General features: G+C 47.8%; 20 protein-coding genes. 15 read left to right on the top strand and 5 right to left on the bottom strand.

Going from position 1 to position 22,160, the window contains the following annotated elements:
• The first annotated feature begins 258 nt into the window (after nucleotides 1-258).
• The 5 genes from rppH to EPB59_RS09435 are packed head-to-tail and all read left to right on the top strand — an operon-like array spanning nucleotide 259 to nucleotide 5,537.
• Nucleotides 259-777, top strand: a complete 519-nt coding sequence (gene rppH, locus EPB59_RS09455) for an RNA pyrophosphohydrolase (protein ID WP_009355516.1) — start codon at nucleotides 259-261, stop codon at nucleotides 775-777.
• 2 nt (nucleotides 778-779) lie between these two features.
• The gene (ptsP, locus tag EPB59_RS09450) at nucleotides 780-3,026 is read left to right on the top strand and encodes a phosphoenolpyruvate--protein phosphotransferase (protein WP_055051928.1); all 2,247 of its coding nucleotides are present in this window, start codon (nucleotides 780-782) and stop codon (nucleotides 3,024-3,026) included.
• A gap of 9 nt (nucleotides 3,027-3,035) precedes the next feature.
• On the top strand, nucleotides 3,036-3,830 hold the full coding sequence (locus EPB59_RS09445) for a sulfite exporter TauE/SafE family protein (protein ID WP_055051929.1): 795 nt from the start codon (nucleotides 3,036-3,038) through the stop codon (nucleotides 3,828-3,830).
• A 30-nt stretch (nucleotides 3,831-3,860) separates the two neighbouring features.
• Nucleotides 3,861-4,676, top strand: coding sequence for a prolipoprotein diacylglyceryl transferase (lgt, locus tag EPB59_RS09440; RefSeq protein ID WP_000077640.1), 816 nt, complete (start codon nucleotides 3,861-3,863; stop codon nucleotides 4,674-4,676).
• A 9-nt stretch (nucleotides 4,677-4,685) separates the two neighbouring features.
• Nucleotides 4,686-5,537 carry a thymidylate synthase gene (locus tag EPB59_RS09435; protein WP_154172489.1) on the top strand — a complete coding sequence of 284 codons (852 nt, stop codon included), beginning with the start codon at nucleotides 4,686-4,688 and terminating at the stop codon, nucleotides 5,535-5,537.
• Between the two features lie 90 nt (nucleotides 5,538-5,627).
• On the opposite strand, the gene EPB59_RS09430 is transcribed toward EPB59_RS09435, so the two are convergent.
• A complete protein-coding gene (locus EPB59_RS09430) occupies nucleotides 5,628-6,776 on the bottom strand; it encodes a Na/Pi symporter (RefSeq protein WP_055051931.1) in 1,149 nt (382 codons plus the stop codon).
• 394 nt (nucleotides 6,777-7,170) lie between these two features.
• On the opposite strand from EPB59_RS09430, the gene nhaR reads away from it, so the two are divergent.
• Both nhaR and EPB59_RS09420 read left to right on the top strand, forming a co-directional pair.
• Nucleotides 7,171-8,061 carry a transcriptional activator NhaR gene (gene nhaR, locus EPB59_RS09425; RefSeq protein ID WP_055051955.1) on the top strand — a complete coding sequence of 297 codons (891 nt, stop codon included), beginning with the start codon at nucleotides 7,171-7,173 and terminating at the stop codon, nucleotides 8,059-8,061.
• Nucleotides 8,062-8,283: 222 nt separating this feature from the next.
• The gene (locus tag EPB59_RS09420; RefSeq protein WP_055028254.1) at nucleotides 8,284-8,583 is read left to right on the top strand and encodes an ArsR/SmtB family transcription factor; all 300 of its coding nucleotides are present in this window, start codon (nucleotides 8,284-8,286) and stop codon (nucleotides 8,581-8,583) included.
• Between the two features lie 68 nt (nucleotides 8,584-8,651).
• On the opposite strand, the gene rpsT is transcribed toward EPB59_RS09420, so the two are convergent.
• Nucleotides 8,652-8,912, bottom strand: a complete 261-nt coding sequence (rpsT, locus tag EPB59_RS09415) for a 30S ribosomal protein S20 (RefSeq protein ID WP_000002742.1) — start codon at nucleotides 8,910-8,912, stop codon at nucleotides 8,652-8,654.
• Between the two features lie 257 nt (nucleotides 8,913-9,169).
• Here rpsT and murJ point away from each other — a divergent pair, with 257 nt between their 5' ends.
• The 6 genes from murJ (at nucleotide 9,170) to ispH (ending at nucleotide 16,774) form a co-directional block, all read left to right on the top strand.
• A complete protein-coding gene (murJ, locus tag EPB59_RS09410) occupies nucleotides 9,170-10,732 on the top strand; it encodes a murein biosynthesis integral membrane protein MurJ (RefSeq protein WP_195706974.1) in 1,563 nt (520 codons plus the stop codon).
• Between the two features lie 68 nt (nucleotides 10,733-10,800).
• Nucleotides 10,801-11,769, top strand: a complete 969-nt coding sequence (gene ribF, locus EPB59_RS09405; protein WP_055051933.1) for a bifunctional riboflavin kinase/FAD synthetase — start codon at nucleotides 10,801-10,803, stop codon at nucleotides 11,767-11,769.
• Nucleotides 11,770-11,799: 30 nt separating this feature from the next.
• Nucleotides 11,800-14,649, top strand: coding sequence for an isoleucine--tRNA ligase (gene ileS / locus EPB59_RS09400; RefSeq protein ID WP_154172487.1), 2,850 nt, complete (start codon nucleotides 11,800-11,802; stop codon nucleotides 14,647-14,649).
• 15 nt (nucleotides 14,650-14,664) lie between these two features.
• Nucleotides 14,665-15,180: a signal peptidase II gene (gene lspA / locus EPB59_RS09395; protein ID WP_001897507.1), complete on the top strand. Its 516-nt coding sequence runs from the start codon at nucleotides 14,665-14,667 to the stop codon at nucleotides 15,178-15,180.
• Between the two features lie 162 nt (nucleotides 15,181-15,342).
• Entirely contained in the window at nucleotides 15,343-15,777 is a 435-nt protein-coding gene (gene fkpB, locus EPB59_RS09390; RefSeq protein WP_154172485.1) for an FKBP-type peptidyl-prolyl cis-trans isomerase, read from the top strand.
• Between the two features lie 46 nt (nucleotides 15,778-15,823).
• Complete coding sequence (ispH, locus tag EPB59_RS09385; protein WP_081017880.1) at nucleotides 15,824-16,774, top strand: 4-hydroxy-3-methylbut-2-enyl diphosphate reductase; 951 nt, start codon at nucleotides 15,824-15,826, stop codon at nucleotides 16,772-16,774.
• 125 nt (nucleotides 16,775-16,899) lie between these two features.
• Here ispH and EPB59_RS09380 read toward each other — a convergent pair whose 3' ends face one another.
• On the bottom strand, nucleotides 16,900-18,384 hold the full coding sequence (locus tag EPB59_RS09380; RefSeq protein ID WP_154172483.1) for a carbon starvation CstA family protein: 1,485 nt from the start codon (nucleotides 18,382-18,384) through the stop codon (nucleotides 16,900-16,902).
• Nucleotides 18,385-18,620: 236 nt separating this feature from the next.
• Between EPB59_RS09380 and EPB59_RS09375 the strand changes: the two genes are divergently transcribed.
• Nucleotides 18,621-18,962 carry a DUF2799 domain-containing protein gene (locus tag EPB59_RS09375; RefSeq protein WP_055051938.1) on the top strand — a complete coding sequence of 114 codons (342 nt, stop codon included), beginning with the start codon at nucleotides 18,621-18,623 and terminating at the stop codon, nucleotides 18,960-18,962.
• A gap of 42 nt (nucleotides 18,963-19,004) precedes the next feature.
• On the opposite strand, the gene murQ is transcribed toward EPB59_RS09375, so the two are convergent.
• Both murQ and EPB59_RS09365 read right to left on the bottom strand, forming a co-directional pair.
• The gene (gene murQ / locus EPB59_RS09370; protein WP_154172481.1) at nucleotides 19,005-19,928 is read right to left on the bottom strand and encodes an N-acetylmuramic acid 6-phosphate etherase; all 924 of its coding nucleotides are present in this window, start codon (nucleotides 19,926-19,928) and stop codon (nucleotides 19,005-19,007) included.
• Between the two features lie 17 nt (nucleotides 19,929-19,945).
• Nucleotides 19,946-21,058 (bottom strand): anhydro-N-acetylmuramic acid kinase, encoded by a 1,113-nt coding sequence (locus tag EPB59_RS09365; RefSeq protein ID WP_060780443.1) that lies wholly within the window; start codon nucleotides 21,056-21,058, stop codon nucleotides 19,946-19,948.
• Between the two features lie 105 nt (nucleotides 21,059-21,163).
• Here EPB59_RS09365 and nagZ point away from each other — a divergent pair, with 105 nt between their 5' ends.
• Nucleotides 21,164-22,156, top strand: a complete 993-nt coding sequence (gene nagZ, locus EPB59_RS09360; protein ID WP_154172479.1) for a beta-N-acetylhexosaminidase — start codon at nucleotides 21,164-21,166, stop codon at nucleotides 22,154-22,156.
• Nucleotides 22,157-22,160 lie beyond the last annotated feature (4 nt).

Raw genomic sequence — 22,160 nt, 5'->3', positions numbered from 1 at the left:
ATTTGTTTTCTCGCGATTTGTTGATAAGTGACTTTTTTTGCACAACTTCAAAGTTTCTGCACACGGTTATTCACAGAAAACGTGAATAAATGCGCTGTATGTCTCATAAATTTGTTGATAACTTGGTTCTGAAGCCGAACTTATCCTTTTTTGTCCGATTTACTAATAAATATCGGGCGAATCACAATAGTAAGTTTGCTCCGCTTGGGGATATGTGGAAAAATCAACGCAATTAAAGAATTTATTAGAGGTTTGCCAGTGATCGATGGCGATGGTTACCGGCTGAATGTCGGGATTGTGATTTGTAACAACCATGGTCAGGTTTTCTGGGCGAAACGATACGGGCAACACTCATGGCAATTTCCTCAAGGGGGAATTGATGATGGAGAGTCTCCAGAACAAGCCATGTACCGTGAATTGTATGAAGAGGTTGGGTTAACCAAGAAAGACGTTAAAGTGATTGCGACCAGTCGTCATTGGCTGCGTTATAAATTACCCAAGCGTTTGGTGCGTTGGGATTCTCAACCTGTCTGTATCGGACAAAAACAGAAATGGTTCTTGCTGCGTTTGGAATGTGATGAATCCAGAATCAACATGCAACGTGGCAGTTCCCCTGAGTTTGATGGTTGGCGTTGGGTAACTTACTGGTATCCAGTGAGGCAAGTGGTGTCCTTTAAGCGTGATGTTTATCGCCGTGCAATGAAGGAGTTCGCGTCATTGGCGATGCCATTTAAGGAACGGAAAGTGAAAGGTAAACGTAACACTCACAGAGGTTAGGCATGCTTTCTCAGCTAAGGGATATAGTAGAACAGGTTTCAAAGGTAGAAGATGTCTATCAGGCGTTGGATATTTTTGTAAAACAGACGTGCGAAGCGATGAGCACAGAGTGTTGTACGGTCTACTTAGCGAATGAGGAGATGCACCGCCTTGAGTTGATGGCGACTCAAGGCCTCAAATTCAAAGGCGATAAAATCCACATTGATTTTGATGAAGGTTTGGTGGGGCTCGTAAAACGTTCTGCTGAGCCTATCAACCTTGCAGAAGCATCAAAACACCCTAGTTTCAAATATTTCAAACAGCTTGGGGAGGAGGTTTACCACTCTTTCCTCGGCACACCCATCATCCACCGTAAGCAAGTGCTTGGTGTGTTGGTGGTACAGCAAAAGTCCCCGCGCTTATTCAGTGAAATGGAAGTCTCGTTTTTGGTGACTTTAGCCGCACAGCTTGCGGTGTTAGTTGCGCATGCTCAAACCCAAGGGCATTGGCGTTTATCCAAAAAACTGCAGGCAATCACTGGGGTTCCTGCTTCCTCAGGCGTCGCGATTGGCGAATTCTGGTGGGATGATACTCAGCCCGACCTTTCAGAAGTTTTACCGGCTTCAACCTTGGATATCGACATAGAGCAAGAACGAATTGCTTTAGCGGTTGAGAGCGCATTGGCTGATTTTCGCCGCATGCGTAAAAAACTCGATGGTGATATCAATAAAGAAGCATTGGCGATTTTTGACCTCTTTACCCACCTTCTCAATGATCCGATGCTGCGTAAAGATCTCAAAGCGCAGATCCAAAAAGGGGATCGTGCCGATTGGGCGCTCAGACAAGTGGTCGAAAGTTACTCGAATCGTTTTGCGCGTATGTCGGATGTTTATTTACGTGAACGTGCGCAAGATGTGCGAGAGTTGGGGCAGCGTTTGCTGTTTTTCTTGCTCAATACGGAATCAAGTCAGCCCAAAATCGACAAACCTGTGATCTTGGTGGTGCGAGAGCTGACTGCGAGTATTTTGGCTGCGCTCCCTAAAGATAAGCTGTTAGCGGTAGTCTCTCTTGAAGGCGCGGCAAATTCTCATGCCGCGATTTTGTCGCGTGCTTTAGGGATCCCTGCTGTCATGGGCGTTTCCCTGAATTTACGAGATATCAACGGTAAGAAAGGGATTGTGGATGGCTATAGTGGCAAAGTTTTTATCTCGCCATCCAAAACCATTCTCAATGAATATCGTGCGTTAGCGACAGAAGAGCGTGAGCTGTCACGCATGGTTAACGATGCGATTCGTGAGCCCGCGTTTACGCTTGATGGAGAACGAATTGAGCTACTATTGAACGCTGGGCTGAGTGCTGATACTAGCATTGCTGTCAATCAGGGCGTGGATGGTGTTGGCTTGTATCGCACTGAAATTTCGTTCTTGTTACAACATCGTTTTCCTTCTGAAGAAGAACAAACCCAGCAATATCGCCATGTACTGAATATGTACCCACATCAACGCGTTGTGATGCGTACTTTGGATATCGGGGGTGATAAGCCTTTGCCTTATTTACCGATTGAGGAAGATAACCCGTTTCTCGGTTGGCGTGGCATTCGTTTTACCTTAGACCATCCGGATATTTTCATTATTCAGTTGAGAGCGATGATCAAAGCCAGTGCGGAATCTGGCAATTTATCGATTTTGTTACCGATGATTTCTGGCGCAAAAGAGCTCGATGATGCGTTGAGGTTTATTTACCAAGCATATCAAGAAGTATCGCAGCTCGATCCGCGAGTGGTCATGCCGCAAATTGGCATCATGATCGAAGTGCCTTCGATGCTGTATCTGTTACCACTGATTGCAGATAAAATTGATTTCGTCTCCGTAGGGACCAACGATCTCACTCAATATCTGTTAGCCGTGGATCGTAACAATGCGCGTGTAGCAGATGTCTACGAATCCATGCATCCTGCCGTAGTGATGGCACTCAAGCAGATCCAAGTAACTTGTGCTACTCACCAGATCCCTGTCTGTGTCTGTGGGGAATTAGCCGGCGATCCGATTGGCGCTTTGCTGTTGATTGGCTTAGGCTATACCACCTTGAGTATGAACACTTCCAACGTTGCGAAAGTGAAATATCTGGTGCGCCATTCTGAACTGGCTGAACTTAAACAGCTGGCTGACCATGCGTTAACTCAACCTTATGGGCGAGAAATCTATAACATGATGCTCGCTTATATCGAAAAGCATGGCTTTGCGGGTTTTGTGCGCGCAGGTAAAAAATAGGAACCAAATGTGAATATTGAACTCTTAGCTTTACTGCTGCTTTTAGGGGCGGTAGTGGGTGTGCTTGCTGGTCTGCTTGGTATTGGTGGTGGCTTAGTGGTTGTTCCTGCTTTGCTGTTTTTATTACCTTATGCGGGGATATCTGCGGATATTGTCATGCAGCTTGCTTTGGCAACGTCATTGGCAACCATCATTCTCACCTCGGGTTCATCGGCGTTAAACCACCTAAAATTAGGCAACGTTGATCTCTTTGTCGTCAAATGGCTGATGCCCGGGGTGGTAGTTGGGGGCTTTTTCGGATCGGTTGTTGCCGAGTGGATTCCAAGCCAATATTTACCCAAAGTATTTGGGGTGATTGTCTTTTTCTTGAGCGTGCAGATGTTTCGCTCCATTCGCATGCAACATCATTACCCAATGCCGAATGCGTTGATCACAACATTGTGTGGTACAGGGATTGGTGTGGTTTCCAGCCTTGCGGGGATTGGCGGCGGTTCACTCTCTGTGCCTTTTTTGAATCGACATGGCATTGAGATGAAAAAAGCGGTAGGTTCTTCATCGGTGTGCGGTTTTGCGATAGCGATTTCGGGAATGATTGGTTTTATCTTACATGGCTATCAGGTGGACAATCTGCCGCAATACAGTATTGGCTACGTTTACATTCCGGCACTGCTTGCGATTGCTAGCACCTCGATACTAACCACGCGTATTGGTGCTAAGCTTGCCACCCAAATGCCTACCGCGAGACTCAAAAGATTTTTTGCGGTGTTTTTGATGTGCGTTGCTGCGACCATGTTGTTTCAGTAATCTCACTAATTTTTTAAGAGAAGGTTTGCTATGTCTCAGGGTTATCTGCAGTTTCCCAATATAGACCCCGTATTGTTTTCTATCGGCCCTCTGTCTGTACGTTGGTATGGCTTGATGTATCTGGTTGGTTTTCTTTTTGCGATGTGGCTAGCCAATCGACGCGCTGATCGTGCTGACAGTGGCTGGACACGTGAGCAAGTCTCTGATTTGTTGTTCGCGGGTTTCCTTGGTGTGGTGGTGGGGGGGCGTGTCGGCTATGTGATTTTCTATAACTTTGATCTGTTCCTTGCTGACCCTCTTTATCTTTTTAAAGTCTGGACTGGCGGTATGTCCTTCCACGGTGGCTTATTGGGTGTGATTACCGCTATGTTCTGGTATGCCCATAAAAACCAACGAACGTTCTTTGGGGTGGCAGATTTTGTTGCTCCTTTGGTTCCGTTTGGTTTAGGAATGGGACGTATTGGTAACTTTATGAACAGTGAGCTTTGGGGACGAGTGACGGATGTACCTTGGGCTTTTGTATTTCCAAATGGTGGACCACTGCCACGTCATCCTTCTCAGCTTTATGAATTCGCCTTAGAAGGTGTGGTTCTGTTCTTTATCCTCAATTGGTTTATCCGTAAACCTCGTCCATTAGGCAGTGTGTCTGGATTGTTTTTAGCCGGTTACGGTACATTCCGTTTCCTCGTGGAATACGTCCGTGAGCCAGATGCTCAATTGGGCTTGTTTGGTGGCTTCATTTCGATGGGGCAGATTCTTTCTTTACCAATGGTGATCATTGGTATTTTGATGATGGTTTGGTCTTATAAGCGCGGTTTATATCAAGATCGTGTTGCAGCAAAATAGGGTAGTCAGGTGAAACAGTATTTAGAACTTTGTCAGCGCATCGTCGATCAAGGTGTTTGGGTTGAAAATGAACGCACAGCAAAACGTTGTTTGACCGTGATTAACGCCGATTTGACTTATGATGTGGGCAACAATCAGTTTCCCTTAGTGACCACGCGTAAGAGCTTTTGGAAAGCCGCTGTCGCTGAGCTACTGGGCTACATTCGTGGTTATGATAATGCCGAAGACTTTCGCAAGTTAGGTACCAAAACGTGGGATGCTAATGCCAACCTGAATCAGGCATGGCTCAATAACCCTTACCGTAAAGGTGAGGATGACATGGGACGAGTGTATGGAGTTCAAGGCAGAGCTTGGGCAAAACCGGATGGCGGCCAGATCGACCAACTGAAAAAAATTGTCGATGATCTGACGCGTGGCGTGGATGACCGAGGTGAAATCCTCAACTTTTACAATCCAGGCGAATTCCATATGGGGTGTCTGCGCCCTTGTATGTACAGCCACCACTTTTCGCTGTTGGGGGATACCTTATATCTCAATAGTACCCAACGTTCATGTGATGTGCCTTTAGGGCTCAATTTCAACATGGTTCAGGTTTATGTGTTCCTTGCACTGATGGCGCAGATCACCGGTAAAAAGCCGGGCATGGCTTATCACAAAATTGTTAATGCACATATTTACGAAGATCAGTTGCCATTGATGCGAGATGTGCAGCTCAAACGTGAACCATTTGCAGCGCCCCAGTTTCACATCAATCCAGACATTAAAACGCTGCATGATTTGGAAACGTGGGTGACGTTAGATGACTTTGAAGTGACCGGATATCAGTTCCACGATACGATTCAGTATCCCTTCTCGGTTTAAGCTTACGTTGTTAGAGCTGGAATGAAATCAGTAAAAATAAAAAAGCTCCCGATTAGGGAGCTTTTTTGTCACTCTGCGCTGGTGCAAAGCTTATGCGGTGAGGGCAAGGATACTACCCGGAATTACCACAAACACTCCAAGAAGGTAACCCACCACGACCATCTTGCTTTTACAAGCCCAAGTTGAGATTAACTCAGCTCCTTTCACTGGCAATTCACGTAAGAAAGGAATGCCATAGATGAGCACGGTCGCCATGATATTAAAAGTTAAGTGAACCAGAGCGATTTGCAGAGCAAATACGGCAAACTCACCTGAAACCGCAGTTGCTGCCAGCAAGGCTGTAATACAAGTACCGATGTTAGCACCTAGCGTAAATGGGTAGATTTCACGTACTTTCAGAACACCTGAACCTACGAGAGGTACCATAAGGCTAGTTGTTGTAGAAGAAGACTGTACCAGAACCGTTACTACGGTACCGGAGGCAATCCCGTGGAGTGGGCCGCGGCCAATAGCGTTTTGTAAAATCTCACGTGCACGGCCAACCATCAGGCCTTTCATTAGTTTGCCCATCACAGTAATGGCAACGAAAATAGTCGCAATACCCAATACGATGAGTGCAACACCACCGAACGTATCACCCAATACAGAAAGTTGTGCTTCAAGGCTGCTGATCACTGGTTTTGTGATGGGTTTGATGAAATCGAAGCCTTTCATGCTCATATCGCCAGTCGCAAGCAAAGGAGAAACCAGCCAATGAGAGACTTTCTCTAAAATGCCGAACATCATTTCCAAAGGAAGGAAGATCAGTACCGCGAGTAGATTGAAGAAGTCATGAATTGTGGCACTGGCAAAGGCGCGACGAAACTCTTCTTTACAACGCATGTGACCAAGGCTGACGAGGGTGTTGGTTACCGTTGTACCAATATTGGCACCCATGACCATAGGAATGGCTGTTTCAACAGGCAAGCCACCCGCGACTAAACCTACAATGATCGAAGTAACAGTGCTTGAAGACTGTATCAGTGCGGTTGCCACCAAACCAATCATCAGACCAGCAACAGGGTGAGAGGCAAATTCAAACAGGACTTTGGCTTGGTCGCCGGTTGCCCATTTAAAACCGCTGCCGACCATTGCGACAGCAAGAAGTAGTAGATACAGCATGAAAGCCAAGTTTGCCCAACGTAGGCCTTTCGTCGTCAGCGAAATTGGCGCTGTTGGGGAAGTTGCTTGGTTTATCATCATTTTCTCCGTGGACCGTTTTTTTAAAGGTATCGGTCGGTTGTTGAATTCGAGGCAATCGTAGAGAGGAAATATTTCACTAATATGACATTTAGATGTAACTGGTGAGTTATTGCGCAGTCTTACTGGTGGCGAAAAGATTTAATGATAGATCTAATTTTATCTCACTGTTTTTAAAGGATTCGTAAGGTGGATGATAAATAGCACTTGGTTGTAACAAAGTGTAAATAACTGGGAAGTGTGCGAAATAACACCCGCCATTTATGACAGCGGTTTTATTTAAACTGTGAAAAATTCAGCCTAAGATGACGATTACTTCGGTTTGAACGAATTTATTGTTGTTAAAGATCGTATCTGCTATAAAAAAACATCGGTTTTCAGCGCAGAACAATCTATGTCTCATCTTAATTACAACCACCTCTATTACTTTTGGATGGTGTGCAAACAAGGCTCTGTCACTAAAGCGGCCGATGCTCTATTTTTAACCCCACAAACTGTGACAGGTCAGATTAAAGCTTTGGAAGATCGGCTTGATGGTAAGCTCACCAAACGAAATGGTCGTAGCATTGAACCGACCGAGTTAGGTCAGTTGGTCTTTAAGTACGCTGATCGCATGTTTGGTTTGAGTTATGAGATGCTCGATATTGTGAATTACAGCCAGCGCTCAAACCTGCTTTTTGATGTTGGCGTTGCGGATGCACTCTCTAAAAGGTTAGTCAGTAAAATTCTGCTAACTTCTGTGCCGGGTGATAACCGCATTCATCTGCGCTGTTTTGAATCAACCCATGAAATGTTGCTAGAACAGCTGGCGCAGCACAAATTGGATATGATCTTGTCTGATTGCCCCGTCGACTCTAGCCAAAGTCCCGGCCTCTTTAGTAAAAAACTAGGGGAAAGCCGAATGAGCTTCTTTAGCTTTGGAGAAGTTGACTTTGCTCCTTTTCCGGCCATTTTAGAGAGTAAAAAGTTACTCGTGCCAGGCAGCAGGACAGCAATGGGGCGCAAAGTGAGACAGTGGTTCGATCGGCAAGGATTACAACCGCATATTCTCGGTGAATTTGATGACTCTGCTTTAATGAAAGCGTTTGCCATCTATCACAGTGATGCCGTGTTTATGGCTCCCTCTTTTTATGTCTCAGAAGTGGATGCGGAATCATCATTGAAACTCATCGGACATGTGGATGAGATTAAAGAGGAGTATTATGTCATCTTCGCTGAACGCATGATCCAGCACCCAGCAGTAAAAAATGTCTGTGATGCTGATTTTACTAACTTATTTTTGTGAATAATTATCACTGTTAAGTCTTTGATCACTACCCAATGATAAGTGAAAACAATAAACTAGCGTTCTTGATTAGTTTTTTATCATTATCAGCGAGTTTTCTCCGCTTTCACCATTTCGACCCATCATGATCACTCAACCGAATGACGACATCGGTGATTAGAACGACAGAGAAAAGTGAATGAATGGGTTGGAATTAAAATGCCGTATTTAAAGGGGGCACCAATGAATCTCCAAGAGATGGAAAAAAATTCTGCCAAAGCGGTAGTTTTGCTCAAAGCGATGGCCAATGAGCGGCGACTGCAAATCTTATGTATGTTACTGGACAATGAACTGTCGGTAGGGGAGCTCAGTAGCCGTTTGGAACTCAGCCAATCTGCTCTGTCTCAACATTTAGCGTGGCTACGTCGTGATGGTTTAGTTAACACTCGTAAAGAAGCGCAAACCGTGTTTTATACGCTGAGTAGTACAGAGGTAAAAGCCATGATTGAGCTTTTACATCGTCTTTATTGCCAAAACTCATGAAAGTTGGCGAAAAAAGAGATAAAAAAACCGGCATAAGCCGGTTTTTTGTTGCTGATGAGCAAACTCTATTACAGAGCGTTGATCGCAGCAAAGAAGCGAGACTTGTGACGAGCTGCTTTATTCTTGTGAATAAGGCCTTTAGTCGCCATGCGGTCTAGGATTGGTGTAACTACAGCGAATGCAGCAGTTGCAGCTTCTTTGTCGCCAGCAGCGATTGCAGCAACAGTTTTCTTCATGTAAGTGCGCATCATAGAACGACGGCTAGCGTTGTGCTGGCGACGTTTCTCAGCTTGGATAGCGCGCTTCTTAGCAGATTTGTTATTTGCCAAGGGTCTAACTCCCAAAAACTTAGTTCGGTGACATTTTAAGGGCGGGAAATATCCCCGATTTGCTCTTTAATGTCAAATGATTTGTGCAAAAACCCAACTGAACCAAACAAACTTGGTATCGAAGAGCCTTCGCGGTTAAGATGGCGGGGATTCTATCAGCATTTTTTTACCAATGCTAATACTTATCTGATCTCACTATGACATTCTTATTCTTTCGAATCAGATAATGTGGTTTTGACTCTTTGTTCGAGGTTACCGTGAGTAAACGCTTACTCAAGTCTGGCATCATTGTAAGTGCTATGACTTTGATTTCTCGTGTTTTAGGTTTAGTGCGCGATGTGGTTGTGGCCAATTTGATGGGCGCTGGCGCAAGTGCTGACGTATTCTTTTTTGCCAACCGAATTCCCAATTTTTTACGCCGATTATTCGCGGAAGGGGCATTTTCCCAAGCTTTTGTCCCTGTATTAACCGAATATCATGCCTCCGGTGATATCAACAAGACCCGAGAATTGATCGCTAGAGCGTCAGGTACTCTTGGTGTTTTGGTGACTATCGTCACTTTAGTTGGGGTACTGGGATCTGGCGCTGTGACCGCATTATTTGGCGCGGGTTGGTTTCTCGATTGGCTTAATGGTGGTCCGGGGGCTGAAAAATTCGAGCTAGCCAGTCTGCTGCTGAAAATTACTTTTCCCTATTTGTGGTTTATTACCTTTGTTGCCTTGTCTGGGGCAATTTTAAACACCTTAGGTAAGTTTGCCGTCTCCTCTTTCACGCCTGTTTTCTTAAACGTGATGATGATCCTCTGTGCTTGGTACCTCTCGCCAAATCTAGCACAACCAGAAGTCGGTCTGGCAATTGGTGTATTTTTAGGTGGTTTAGTTCAGTTTCTATTTCAACTGCCATTTTTGATCAAAGCTGGAATGCTGGTTAGGCCTAAATGGGGCTGGAAAGATCCTGGAGTGATGAAAATTCGCACACTGATGATTCCTGCACTGTTTGGGGTATCGGTTAGCCAGATCAACCTGTTGTTTGACTCGTTTGTCGCCAGTTTTCTGCAAACCGGTTCGATCAGTTGGCTCTATTATTCGGATCGCCTGCTGGAGTTTCCCCTCGGCTTATTTGGAATTGCCATCGCGACGGTGATTTTGCCTGCTTTGTCGCGTAAACATGTGGATGCTCATAGTGATGGTTTTGCTCACACTATGGATTGGGGGATTCGCATGGTCACTTTTCTCGGTATTCCGGCCATGCTTGGTCTGATGGTACTGGCGAAACCGATGCTGATGGTGCTGTTTATGCGCGGTGAATTTACCCCTAGTGATGTAGAGCAGGCTTCTTACTCGCTACTGGCTTACTCTTCCGGTCTGCTCAGTTTTATGCTGATCAAAGTGTTAGCGCCGGGTTATTACTCTCGCCAAGATACCAAAACCCCAGTGCGTTATGGCATTGTCGCGATGGTCAGTAACATCGTACTCAACGCGATCTTTGCGTGGTTTTACGGCTATGTCGGCTTGGCGGTCGCGACTTCGATGTCCGCTTTCCTGAATATGGCACTGCTTTATCGTGGTTTGCACTTACAAGGCGTCTATCACTTAACTCGTAAAACCGTATGGTTTGTTGCGCGGCTAGTGATGGCGGGAGCGGTAATGACTGGCGCTCTCTTGTGGCAATTAGACAACATGGCGACATGGTTGAGTTGGGGTATCAGCCAGCGTGCACTTATGCTGACAGCTTTGATTGGCCTTGGCGTCGTATCTTATCTGGCCATTTTGTTGCTATTGGGTGTTCGCCTCAAAGATCTAAAAGCGGCGACAGAGTAGCGAGCTTTAGGTATAATCCGCCAGTTTCGCACCATGAGAATGAAAATATAGGTTTTAAGCATCTCCCGATGGAATTAATACGCGGTATTCATAACATTCAATCTCGCCATCAGGGCTGTGTATTGACGATTGGCAACTTTGATGGTGTTCATCTTGGCCATCAACAAGTGCTCAGTCAGGTAGTGCAGCGTGCCCAGCAGATGGGGTTACCTTCGGTGGTGATGACGTTTGAACCTCAGCCTTTAGAGCTATTTGCCAAACAACAAGCGCCCGCTCGCTTGACTCGTCTGCGTGATAAGTTTGTCCAACTGAGCAAACTGGGTGTGGATCGCTTGTTGTGTGTGAATTTTAATCACCACTTTGCCCAGTTGGATCCGCACACGTTTATTCGTGACTTGTTGGTGGCTCGTTTGGGTGTTAAGTTTCTGGTTGTTGGTGACGATTTCTGTTTTGGCAAAGAACGCAAAGGTAACTTTGCTCTATTACAGCAAGCGGGGCAGGCTCTCGGCTTTGAGGTGGTCAGCACCCAAAGTTTCTGTTTACAACAGCTAAGAGTGAGTAGCACTGCGATTCGTGAAGCCCTAGCAGCAGATGAGTTGACTAGCGCAGCCGATATGTTGGGGCGTCATTACAGCATCAGTGGTCGTGTCTCGCATGGCCAAAAACTGGGTCGAACCATAGGCTTTCCTACCGCGAATATTCCGCTGAAGCGTTGTGTATCCCCCGTTTCTGGTGTGTATGTGGTTGAAGCGTATGGTTTAGGCCCAACGCCAGTCGGTGGGGTTGCCAATATCGGTAATCGCCCGACGGTTGATGGCATTCGCCAACAGCTTGAAGTGCACTTTTTTGACTTCCAAGGCAACCTGTATGGTAAGCAGTTGGAAGTCGCGCTGTTACATAAACTACGTGATGAGCGCAAATTCGCCTCTTTTGAGGCATTAAAGCAACAAATTGAATTGGATGCTGAAGCAGCAAGGGTGTGGCTGCGTCAGCTTAAGAATTGTTCGGTTGATTCCACCAAACAACAACATGTCTAACTTCGCCCAATATAACGGAATTAAGAATCGATGAGTGAGTATAAAGATACCCTGAACCTTCCTGAAACAGGGTTTCCAATGCGCGGCGATCTGGCCAAACGCGAGCCAGAAATGCTGCAACGTTGGTACAAAGAAGACCTGTACGGTGCGATCCGTCAGGCTAAAAAAGGCAAAAAATCTTTCGTATTGCACGATGGCCCTCCTTACGCCAACGGTGATATTCATATTGGCCACGCTCTGAACAAGATTCTTAAAGACGTCATTATTAAATCCAAAACCCTTTCTGGTTTTGATGCGCCTTATGTACCAGGTTGGGATTGCCATGGTCTGCCTATCGAATTGATGGTAGAGAAAAAAGTGGGCAAACCGGGTCAAAAAGTCACCGCTGCTGAATTCCGTGAAAAATGTCGTGAATACGCGGCAGGTCAAGTTGAAGGCCAAAAAGAGAGCTTCAAACGTCTTGGTATCATGGGTGAGTGGGATAAACCTTACCGCACGATGGACTTTGTAACTGAAGCCAACATCATCCGTGCACTAGGCAAAATTGCTGATAACGGCCACCTGCTGAAAGGTTTTAAACCGGTTCACTGGTGTACCGACTGTGGTTCAGCACTGGCTGAAGCGGAAGTCGAGTACAAAAACAAAGTTTCTCCTTCGATTGACGTTCGTTTTAAAGCTGCTGATGAAGCGGCAGTTCTGGCTAAGTTTGGTCTGAATGCTGGTCATGAAGGCAAAGGCGACGTGTCGATCGTTATCTGGACAACCACGCCTTGGACGCTACCTGCAAACCGTGCAGTGTGTCTGCGTGAAGATTTAGAGTACGTACTGATCCAAGTTGAAGGTGAGCAACCAGAGCGCATTATCGTGGCTTCTGAGCTGGCAAAATCGGTGATGGATCGTGCGGGTATTGAGCATTTCCATAACCTTGGTTTTGCGAAAGGTGAGGATCTTGAACTGGTTCAGTTCCAACATCCATTCTACGCCTTCAATGTGCCAGCCATTTTGGGCGATCACGTAACGACCGATTCAGGTACGGGTGTGGTTCACACTGCGCCGGGTCACGGTCAAGAAGACTTTGCAGTAGGTCAAAAATACGGTCTAGAAGTGGCGAACCCTGTAGGTTCAAACGGCGTGTATCTTTCTGATACTGAGCTGTTTGCGGGTCAACATGTATTCAAAGCCAATGACTCTGTGTTGGAAGTGCTGAAAGAAAAAGGCGCGTTGTTGCATCATCACGCGTATGAGCACAGCTACCCACACTGTTGGCGTCATAAAACGCCGATCATCTTCCGTGCGACACCACAATGGTTCGTATCCATGGAACAAGCCGGTCTGCGTGAACAAGCTCTGACGGCAATCAAAGGCGTACAATGGATGCCAGATTGGGGTCAAAGCCGTATCGAAGGTATGGTGGCTGGTCGCCCTGAGTGGTGTATCTCTCGTCAACGTACTTGGGGCGTGCCAATTGCACTGTTCGTGCACAAAGAAACCGCCGAACTGCATCCAAACAGTGCCGAGCTGATTGAGAAAGTGGCGCAACTGGTTGAGCAAAAAGGTATTCAAGCATGGTGGGATCTTGATTCTGCTGAGCTGCTTGGCGCAGACGACGCGGCCAACTATGAGAAAGTTCTGGATACGCTAGATGTATGGTTTGACTCAGGTGTGACTCACTCTGCGGTTGTGGATGCGCGTAGCGAATTCAACGGCGCAGAAGCGGATATGTACCTAGAGGGTTCAGACCAACACCGTGGTTGGTTCCAATCATCTCTCATCTCTTCTGTGGCGATGAAAGGCAAAGCGCCTTACAAAGAAGTGTTGACGCACGGTTTCGTGGTTGATGGTCAAGGCCGTAAGATGTCGAAATCGATCGGTAACGTGGTTGCTCCACAAGATGTGACCAACAAGCTGGGTGCGGATATTCTGCGTCTGTGGGTTGCTTCAACCGATTACACTGGTGAAGTGGCGGTATCAGATGAGATCCTCAAGCGTTCTGCGGATGCGTATCGTCGTATTCGTAACACCGCACGCTTCTTCCTTGCTAACCTGAATGGCTTCAACCCAACCACAGACATCATTCCTGTTGAAGACATGGTGGCGTTGGATCGTTGGGCTGTAGGCCGCGCACTGGCTGCTCAGCAAGAAATCATCCAAGCGTATCAGGATTACAACCTGCACGCGGTAGTACAGCGTTTGATGAACTTCTGTTCAATCGAGATGGGGTCATTCTATCTGGATGTGATCAAAGACCGTCAATACACAGCGAAACGTGGTGGCCATGCACAGCGTAGCTGTCAAACTGCACTGTTCTTCATCGTTGAAGCTCTGGTTCGTTGGATGGCGCCTATCATGTCATTCACCGCTGATGAAATTTGGAACGCGATGCCAGCGCAGAAAGCGGACGGCAGCGCTCGTGACAAGTTTGTATTTACCACTGAATGGTTCGATGGCCTATTTGGTCTGGCAGAGGGTGAAGAGCTGAACAACGCGTTCTGGAATGATATTCAGAAAGTGCGTGGCTCAGTCAACAAACTGTTGGAAAACGCTCGTAACGAAAAACTGATCGGCGGCTCACTGCAAGCGGAATTGGTGCTGTTTGCCGATGATGCACTGGCGAGCAAGCTGGCGAAACTGGGCGATGAGCTGCGTTTTGTCCTGCTGACTTCAAAAGCAGTGGTGAAACCACTGGCTGAGAAGAGTGAGTCTGCGCACGCAACAGACATTGATGGCCTGTTTGTTCAAGTGAACAAAACGGAAGCTGAGAAGTGTGACCGTTGCTGGCACCACACTCCTGATGTAGGCACGATTGCGGGTCACACTACGATTTGTGGCCGCTGTGTGTCTAACGTCGAGGGTGAAGGCGAAGTACGCAAGTTTGCGTAACTTGGGCTAACCATCATGTCGAATTCGTCTCTGACTCTTAAACAATCCGGAGTGCGCTGGCTGTGGCTGGCGCTTCTGGTGTTCGTTACCGATATTGCGATTAAGCTAGTGGTGATGAATAACATGGGCTATGGCTGGGCAAACCGAATTGAGGTTCTGCCTTTCTTTAACCTGCTTTATGTACATAACTACGGTGCTGCGTTTAGCTTTCTGAGTGATCAGGAAGGGTGGCAGCGTTGGTTGTTTACTGGCATTGCCTTTGTGGTCACTGGCATGCTCGCTTACTGGATGCGTCGCCTTCCGGCGAGTGATAAGTGGAACAATATTGCTTATGCGCTGATCATTGGCGGTGCCGTGGGCAATGTGTTTGATCGCATCGTGCATGGTTTTGTGGTCGATTATCTCGATTTTTATTGGGGTACTTACCACTGGCCAGCGTTCAATCTGGCGGATAGCGCGATCTGCATCGGTGCAGCGATGATTATTCTCGATGGTTTTCGCGCTAAGAAAAGTGCACCAAGTCAGCCTTAGTGCTCTGCTTTGCGCCGTAAGGCAAAGACACTACGGCAAATAACCACAAGCGCCGTCCGTTGATTCGGAGGGCGCTTTTTACTATAAAGGCTGGCATCAGCGCCCGCCCGTCTCCGATAAAGTGAAGCGGCGTTCGTTAAACAATAACAAGGTAGTGATAACGTGAACCCTATTGCCTCTAACTCTGCAGTTACCCTGCATTTTACGATCAAGCTCAAGGATGGCTCTGTTGCTGACAGTACCCATAATCAAGGAAAACCGGCCAAGCTAGTGATGGGCGATGGTAGCCTGAGCCCCAATTTCGAGCAGTGTTTATTCGGAATGCTGCCGGGTGAAAAAAAATCGGTTTCTCTCGCCGCGCAAGATGCATTCGGCGCACCTAATCCTGATCACATTCATTATATGGATCGCAGTAAGTTTATCGGTGGCGATCTGGAATTAGAGGTAGGCACCATCATGGCTTTTAGTGGCCCAGATGGTATGGAAATTCCGGGCATCATTACTGAAATTGCCGGCGATTCTGTCACGGTCGACTTTAACCATCCTCTCGCAGGTCAAGACATCACCTTTGATGTTGAGATCTTGTCTGTTGAGTGACTTTCCTTACAATAGCCAACCATAATGACTAGCAATGAGCAAACCAATGAAAATACTGTTAGCCAACCCTCGCGGTTTCTGCGCGGGTGTGGATCGCGCGATCAGCATTGTTGAGCGTGCGCTGGAGCTTTATCAGCCGCCGATTTATGTGCGTCATGAAGTGGTGCACAACCGCTTTGTGGTCGAGGGGTTAAAGCAGCGTGGAGCCCGCTTTGTTGAGGAATTAAATGAAGTTCCCGACGATAACATTGTGATTTTTTCGGCTCATGGCGTGTCGCAAGCGGTTCGCCAAGAAGCGAAAGAGCGTTCACTGACGGTATTTGATGCGACTTGTCCACTGGTGACTAAAGTGCATATGGAAGTCGCGCGTGCCAGTCGTAAACATATGGAAGTGGTGTTGATTGGTCATGCTGGTCATCCTGAAGTGGAAGGCACGATGGGGCAGTATGCCAGTGATACAGGCGGCATGTATCTGGTCGAAAAGCCAGAAGATGTCGTATCACTGCAAGCTAAGGTGAAAGATCCAAGTAACCTACACTACGTGAGCCAAACAACGTTGTCAGTGGATGAAACGGCGGATGTGATTGATGAGCTGCGCCGTGTATTTCCGAAGATCCAAGGCCCGCGTAAAGATGACATTTGTTATGCCACCCAAAACCGTCAAGATGCGGTGCGTATCTTGGCTGAGCAAGTGGATGTGATGGTGGTGGTGGGCTCGAAAAACTCATCGAATTCGACTCGATTAAAGGAGTTGGCTGAGAAGTTGGGCACTCCCGGTTACTTGATTGACTGCCCACAGGATATCGACCCTGAGTGGTTCGTTGATGCGCAGTTAATTGGGGTGACTGCGGGCGCTTCGGCACCAGAAGAGTTGGTAAACCAAATCTTGGATCGCATCAAAGCGCTCGGCGCAACTTCGGTAGAAGAGGTGCTTGGCCGCGAAGAGAACATGTTCTTTGAAGTGCCTAAAGAGCTGCAAATTAAGCAAGTCGACTAATCATTTCGCCATCCATCCTGTGAATCCAAGATGGATGGTTTCTTTGCAAAGGAATATCGCATAAAAAATGGCTCCCAGATTGGGAGCCATTTTCGTTTTTCAATCACGTGATTGAAGATTCGATATTAAGCGGTTTTCGTCACGCCTTGTGGTTTCTCTTCATCGGCAAGATCGGTTTCCCCTTTGCCTTTTGATACTTTCGCTACGTAAGCCAGAGCACCCAGAGAAGCCAGTACACCTGCAATGGTTGAAATCTGCATTGGTAAGCCAAAACCTAACGTGCTGCTGTTAAGGATGAAGCTGATACACACGGTAGTCATAAACAGCGCAGGTACCGTACAGATCCAGTGCAGTTTGTTGTGACGCATTAGGTAAGCGGTGGCGGTCCACAGCATCATTACCGCAGTGGCTTGGTTTGCAAAGCCGAAGTAACGCCAGATGATACCGAAATCGACTTGAGTCAGCACTGCACCGATGACGAACAGAGGTACAGCCATCAGTAGGCGGTTACGCAGTGTTTTTTGCTCCATGTTGAAGTATTCAGCCAAGATAAGACGGCTTGAACGGAACGCGGTATCACCCGAAGTGATAGGCAGGATCACCACGCCAAGGAAAGCAATCACACCACCAAACACACCCAGCAGGCCGAAAGAAGCACCGTAAACCACGTTACCTGGGCCACCGTTTTTCACTGCTTCAGACAGCGCTTCCAGTGAGCCGAAGAAAGACAGGGCAATGGTACACCAGATAAGAGCAATAATGCCTTCGCCAATCATCGCGCCGTAAAACACGAAGCGACCGTTCTTCTCATTTTCCATACAGCGTGCCATCAGCGGAGACTGAGTCGCGTGGAAGCCAGAAATAGCACCACAAGCGATGGTGATGAACAGAGCTGGCCACAGAGGCATGTCGTTCGGGTTGAGGTTTTTCACCATATCGCTGATTTCAAATCCGCCCAACACTTGGTGCTCAGAAGAGAACGCAATCGCCGTCATCAAACCAACCGACATGAAAATCAGTAGCGCACCAAACAGAGGGTAGAAACGGCCGATGATTTTATCAACAGGAACGATAGTCGCTAGAATGTAGTAAGCGAAGATGATCACGACCATGGTGGTCATGCTGACGGTGAAGTCAGTTTGTTGGTTAATCAGGTTTGTGATCATGCCAGCAGGGGCTGAAACGAACACCACACCAACCAGAAGCAGCAACACAATGGCAAAAATGTTCATAAAGTGTTTTGCGCCATTGCCTAAGTAACGCCCCGTGATGGCCGGAACCGAGGCGCCACCATTACGGATAGAAAGCATTCCAGAGAAGTAGTCGTGCACTGCTCCGGCGAAGATACAGCCCACCACGATCCACAACATAGCCGCAGGACCGTATAGTGCACCCATGATAGGACCAAAGATAGGACCCACACCGGCGATGTTCAGCAGTTGAACGAGATAGACTTTTTTAGTGGGCATCGGTACATAGTCGACGCCGTCAGTTTTTGTATGGGCAGGGGTTTGACGCTTTTCGTTGATGCCAAATACTTTCTCTACGAAAGCTCCGTAAATAAAGTAACCGCCAACGAGGGCTACGACACAGGTAAGAAACCACAACATAGCGTTTGTCCTTTTGTTAATGAATTAAGCTCACTGTGGATAGTAAGTTATCAATAAGCGAGCTTCACTGGCTTTCCTAGTCAGTGGTCGTGTGGTGAATTAAGCGGTATTTAGCTCGTTTGAGTGGTGCAAACGAATCCTCAGCGGTAGCTAATAAATTTAAGTGACAGCCAGTGCTATTCAGTGGCATGCTCATTTCATCGTCAGATTGAGAACTGATTAACTCAAGGTAAAACATGAAAAAATGGATTCTGATTAGCGTTGTTTTGCTGCTCTCCGGTTGTGCTGCCAGCGAGTCAACGTGGGAGAAAGAAGGCAATTGGTACCAAGTTGGTTACCACGATGCGTTAGCTGGGCATTCTCAGCGCAGTTATAAAAGCTTAGTCACATTAGGCTCGATAAAGTTGAGCGATTACGAGCAAGGCTATCAGCAAGGATTGGATCAATATTGCAATCCGAATGCGGCCTATCAAATCGGTTTAAGTGGTCAATACTATGAAGGGATTTGTGAAGGTACTGAGCAATCTCTACGTTTTCGTATGGAGTGGCAACGCGGTTGGAATGAGTACAATCAATAATGAGCACGAGAGCCTATAAGGCTCTCGTTTTTCTCTGGCTAATTACTCTTCGTGCTCTTCCATGGCGCGGCGTAAGAAGCCGTTCGACTGCGAGAGTTTCGCAGTCGCTTGCTCGTAGTTCATGCGGGTCAGATGCATCAAAATCGCCAGTTTCGCGTTGTTGTGGCTCTCTTTGAGTAGTGCTTCTGCTTCTTCGCGTTGGCAATCGGTCGCTTGCATGACAATTCGCACCGCTCGGGCAATCAGCTTGCGGTTGGTGGCTCGGACATCGACCATCAGATTTTGATAGCTTTTACCAAGACGGATCATGCTCGCAGTCGTGAGCATATTGAGCACCAACTTCTGCGCTGTACCGGATTTAAGTCGGGTTGAACCCGTTAACGCTTCCGGCCCGACGACCGGAGAAATGGCAATCTGGGCGATTTCGGCAATCGGAGAATCAGGGTTGCACGAGAGTGCGATGGTCGTCGCGCCTAAATCATTGGCGTACTCTAACGCGCCAATCACATAAGGTGTGCGGCCACTCGCCGCAATCCCGACGAGCACATCTTTGCTGCTAAAGTCGATTTGCTGTAAATCATGTGCGCCCAGCGTGGCGTTATCTTCCGCTCCCTCTTGCGCGGTAAACATCGCCTCTTTGCCGCCGGCAATCAGGCCAATCACCATTTGATCGCTCACTCCGAAAGTGGGTGGGCATTCTGAGGCATCCAGCACACCCAGACGACCGCTGGTACCTGCCCCTAAGTAGATCAAGCGGCCACCTTGTTTGAAGGCGGCAGTGATTTTATCAACCGCTTGGGCAATCTGCGGCAATACCGCTTCCACCGCCAGTGGCACTTGTTTGTCTTGTTGATTAAGCCGCTCGACAATTTCTTGCGATGAGAGCAAATCAATATCCATCGTATCGGGGTTACGACCTTCGGAAACCAGATGAGAAAGCGCGGCGATAAGTGCATCGTTGGTCATAAAAATTCCTGTAGCGATTAATCGGGGTAGTAAATCACGCCAAGACTCGCAAGGCGTGATGCGCCCGTCACCGCGGGCAAATTACTGGGTAAACCGTGTATACGCCGTTGTGCCAGCCAAGCGAAAGCCATGGCTTCCATATTATCGCCATCCACGCCCATTTGGGTGGTTGGGGCAACTTGCCAGCTTGGCAGCAAGGCTTGTAAGCGTTCCATGAGTAAAGGATTTTGCGCACCGCCGCCACACACTAAAAGCTGTGGTTGTGGCCCTTCGGCGAATGGTGCGACTTGCTCAACAATGGTTTGCGCGGTGAATTCACACAAGGTGCGTTGCACATCAGTGGCATCAACCGAAAACGTGGCGAGCTGCGTTTCTAACCAAGGCAGATTAAACAGCTCGCGGCCTGTGCTTTTGGGTGCTGGAAGAGCAAAGTAATGGTCTTGTTTTAAATGGCTAAGTAATGCGGCATTCACGCTGCCTTGTTTGGCCCACAGGGCATCTTTATCGTAAGGCTGGTTACGTTCTTTTTGGCACCAGCTGTCCATCAGCATATTGCCGGGGCCGGTGTCATAGCCCACCACTTCACCATTGGGCTTGAGCACCGAAATATTGGCAATCCCCCCGATATTGAGCACGACCACGGTCGATTGCTCAGCATGAAAAATTGTGCGATGAAACGCGGGAACTAACGGTGCGCCTTGCCCTCCTAGCGCAACATCTTTGCGCCGAAAATCGGCGACAGTCGTGATGCCTGTGCGCGTAGCGATAATGTTGGCATCGCCAATTTGCATGGTAAAAGGTTTGGTGCCGGTAGGCTGATGGAACACGGTTTGTCCATGACAGCCGATCGCACGGATGTGCTCGGCACGATAACTGCTGTGCTGCAAAAGCGCCAGCACCGCATCACTGAACAAATGCCCCAGATCGTGCTCCAATTCACCCATTGCAATCAAGGTGGTTGGTTGGCCGATGCAGACATTGAGCAGCCGCTGCTTGAGGTCGGCTGGCATAGGGTAGTCGTGGTGAGCCAGCAGTTCGATGTTATCGTCTTGCAGCGCCACTAAAGCGGTATCCACACCATCCAAACTGGTTCCCGACATCACACCGATATAGAGTTCGCGTTCTGCCATTTGGTTATCCCTCTGTCATATTCAAACAAAGGCATTGTAATTGAAAAATAAACTGAATAACCTCGTGGCTTGTGACAATTTTGCCAATTTTTTCAAGGAGCAAGCATGGGACCGCTTTGGTTGGATGTGGCCGGTTACGAACTGAGTGCCGAAGATCGCGAAATTCTGCAGCACCCAACGGTGGGTGGTGTGATTCTGTTTGGTCGCAACTATCACGATAACCAGCAATTGCTGGCTCTCAATAAAGCGATCCGCCAAGCGGCGAAAAGACCGATTTTGATTGGTGTCGATCAAGAAGGTGGCCGCGTGCAGCGTTTCCGTGAAGGCTTTTCTCGCATTCCCCCTGCGCAGTATTATGCGCGTGCTGAGAATGGCGTTGAGCTCGCTGAACAAGGCGGTTGGTTGATGGCGGCAGAGCTGATTGCACACGATGTCGATTTGAGTTTTGCTCCAGTGCTCGATATGGGCTTTGTTTGTAAAGCGATTGGTAACCGCGCTTTTGGTGAAGATGTACAAACCGTACTTAAGCACAGCAGTGCTTTTCTGCGCGGCATGAAAGCGGTAGGCATGGCGACCACTGGCAAACACTTCCCCGGTCATGGTGCTGTGATTGCCGATTCCCATTTAGAAACCCCTTACGATGAGCGAGAGACGATTGCGCAAGATATGGCGATTTTCCGTGCGCAAATTGAGGCAGGAGTGTTGGATGCCATGATGCCAGCGCATGTGGTGTATCCGCATTACGATGCTCAACCCGCGAGCGGTTCGAGCTACTGGTTAAAACAAGTGTTACGTGAAGAACTCGGTTTTAAAGGCATCGTGTTCTCTGATGATTTGAGCATGGAAGGCGCAGCCGTGATGGGTGGGCCAGTTGAGCGATCTCATCAAGCCTTGGTCGCGGGTTGTGACATGATTTTGATGTGTAACAAGCGTGAAGCGGCAGTCGAAGTGCTGGATAACCTTCCGATCATGGAAGTGCCGCAAGCCGAAGCACTGCTGAAAAAACAGCAATTCAGCTACAGTGAACTGAAGCGCTCAGAGCGTTGGCAGCAAGCGTCAGCCAATATGCAGCGCTTCATCGAGCAGTTCTCCGAATAGTTTG

The organism is Vibrio metoecus (genome assembly GCF_009665255.1).
In the GTDB taxonomy this organism is placed as follows: domain Bacteria; phylum Pseudomonadota; class Gammaproteobacteria; order Enterobacterales; family Vibrionaceae; genus Vibrio; species Vibrio metoecus_B.
This window is presented reverse-complemented; position numbering and strand designations above follow the sequence as displayed.

Bases quoted from the DNA above. Each gene is read 5' to 3' on its own strand.
- ptsP (WP_055051928.1), top strand. From the start codon at position 780: ATGCTTTCTCAGCTAAGGGATATAGTAGAACAGGTTTCAAAGGTAGAA.
- lgt (WP_000077640.1), top strand. From the start codon at position 3,861: ATGTCTCAGGGTTATCTGCAGTTTCCCAATATAGACCCCGTATTGTTT.
- EPB59_RS09430 (WP_055051931.1), bottom strand. From the start codon at position 6,776: ATGATAAACCAAGCAACTTCCCCAACAGCGCCAATTTCGCTGACGACG.
- nhaR (WP_055051955.1), top strand. From the start codon at position 7,171: ATGTCTCATCTTAATTACAACCACCTCTATTACTTTTGGATGGTGTGC.
- EPB59_RS09420 (WP_055028254.1), top strand. From the start codon at position 8,284: ATGAATCTCCAAGAGATGGAAAAAAATTCTGCCAAAGCGGTAGTTTTG.
- ribF (WP_055051933.1), top strand. From the start codon at position 10,801: ATGGAATTAATACGCGGTATTCATAACATTCAATCTCGCCATCAGGGC.
- ileS (WP_154172487.1), top strand. From the start codon at position 11,800: ATGAGTGAGTATAAAGATACCCTGAACCTTCCTGAAACAGGGTTTCCA.
- lspA (WP_001897507.1), top strand. From the start codon at position 14,665: ATGTCGAATTCGTCTCTGACTCTTAAACAATCCGGAGTGCGCTGGCTG.
- ispH (WP_081017880.1), top strand. From the start codon at position 15,824: ATGAAAATACTGTTAGCCAACCCTCGCGGTTTCTGCGCGGGTGTGGAT.
- EPB59_RS09380 (WP_154172483.1), bottom strand. From the start codon at position 18,384: ATGTTGTGGTTTCTTACCTGTGTCGTAGCCCTCGTTGGCGGTTACTTT.
- EPB59_RS09375 (WP_055051938.1), top strand. From the start codon at position 18,621: ATGAAAAAATGGATTCTGATTAGCGTTGTTTTGCTGCTCTCCGGTTGT.
- murQ (WP_154172481.1), bottom strand. From the start codon at position 19,928: ATGACCAACGATGCACTTATCGCCGCGCTTTCTCATCTGGTTTCCGAA.
- EPB59_RS09365 (WP_060780443.1), bottom strand. From the start codon at position 21,058: ATGGCAGAACGCGAACTCTATATCGGTGTGATGTCGGGAACCAGTTTG.
- nagZ (WP_154172479.1), top strand. From the start codon at position 21,164: ATGGGACCGCTTTGGTTGGATGTGGCCGGTTACGAACTGAGTGCCGAA.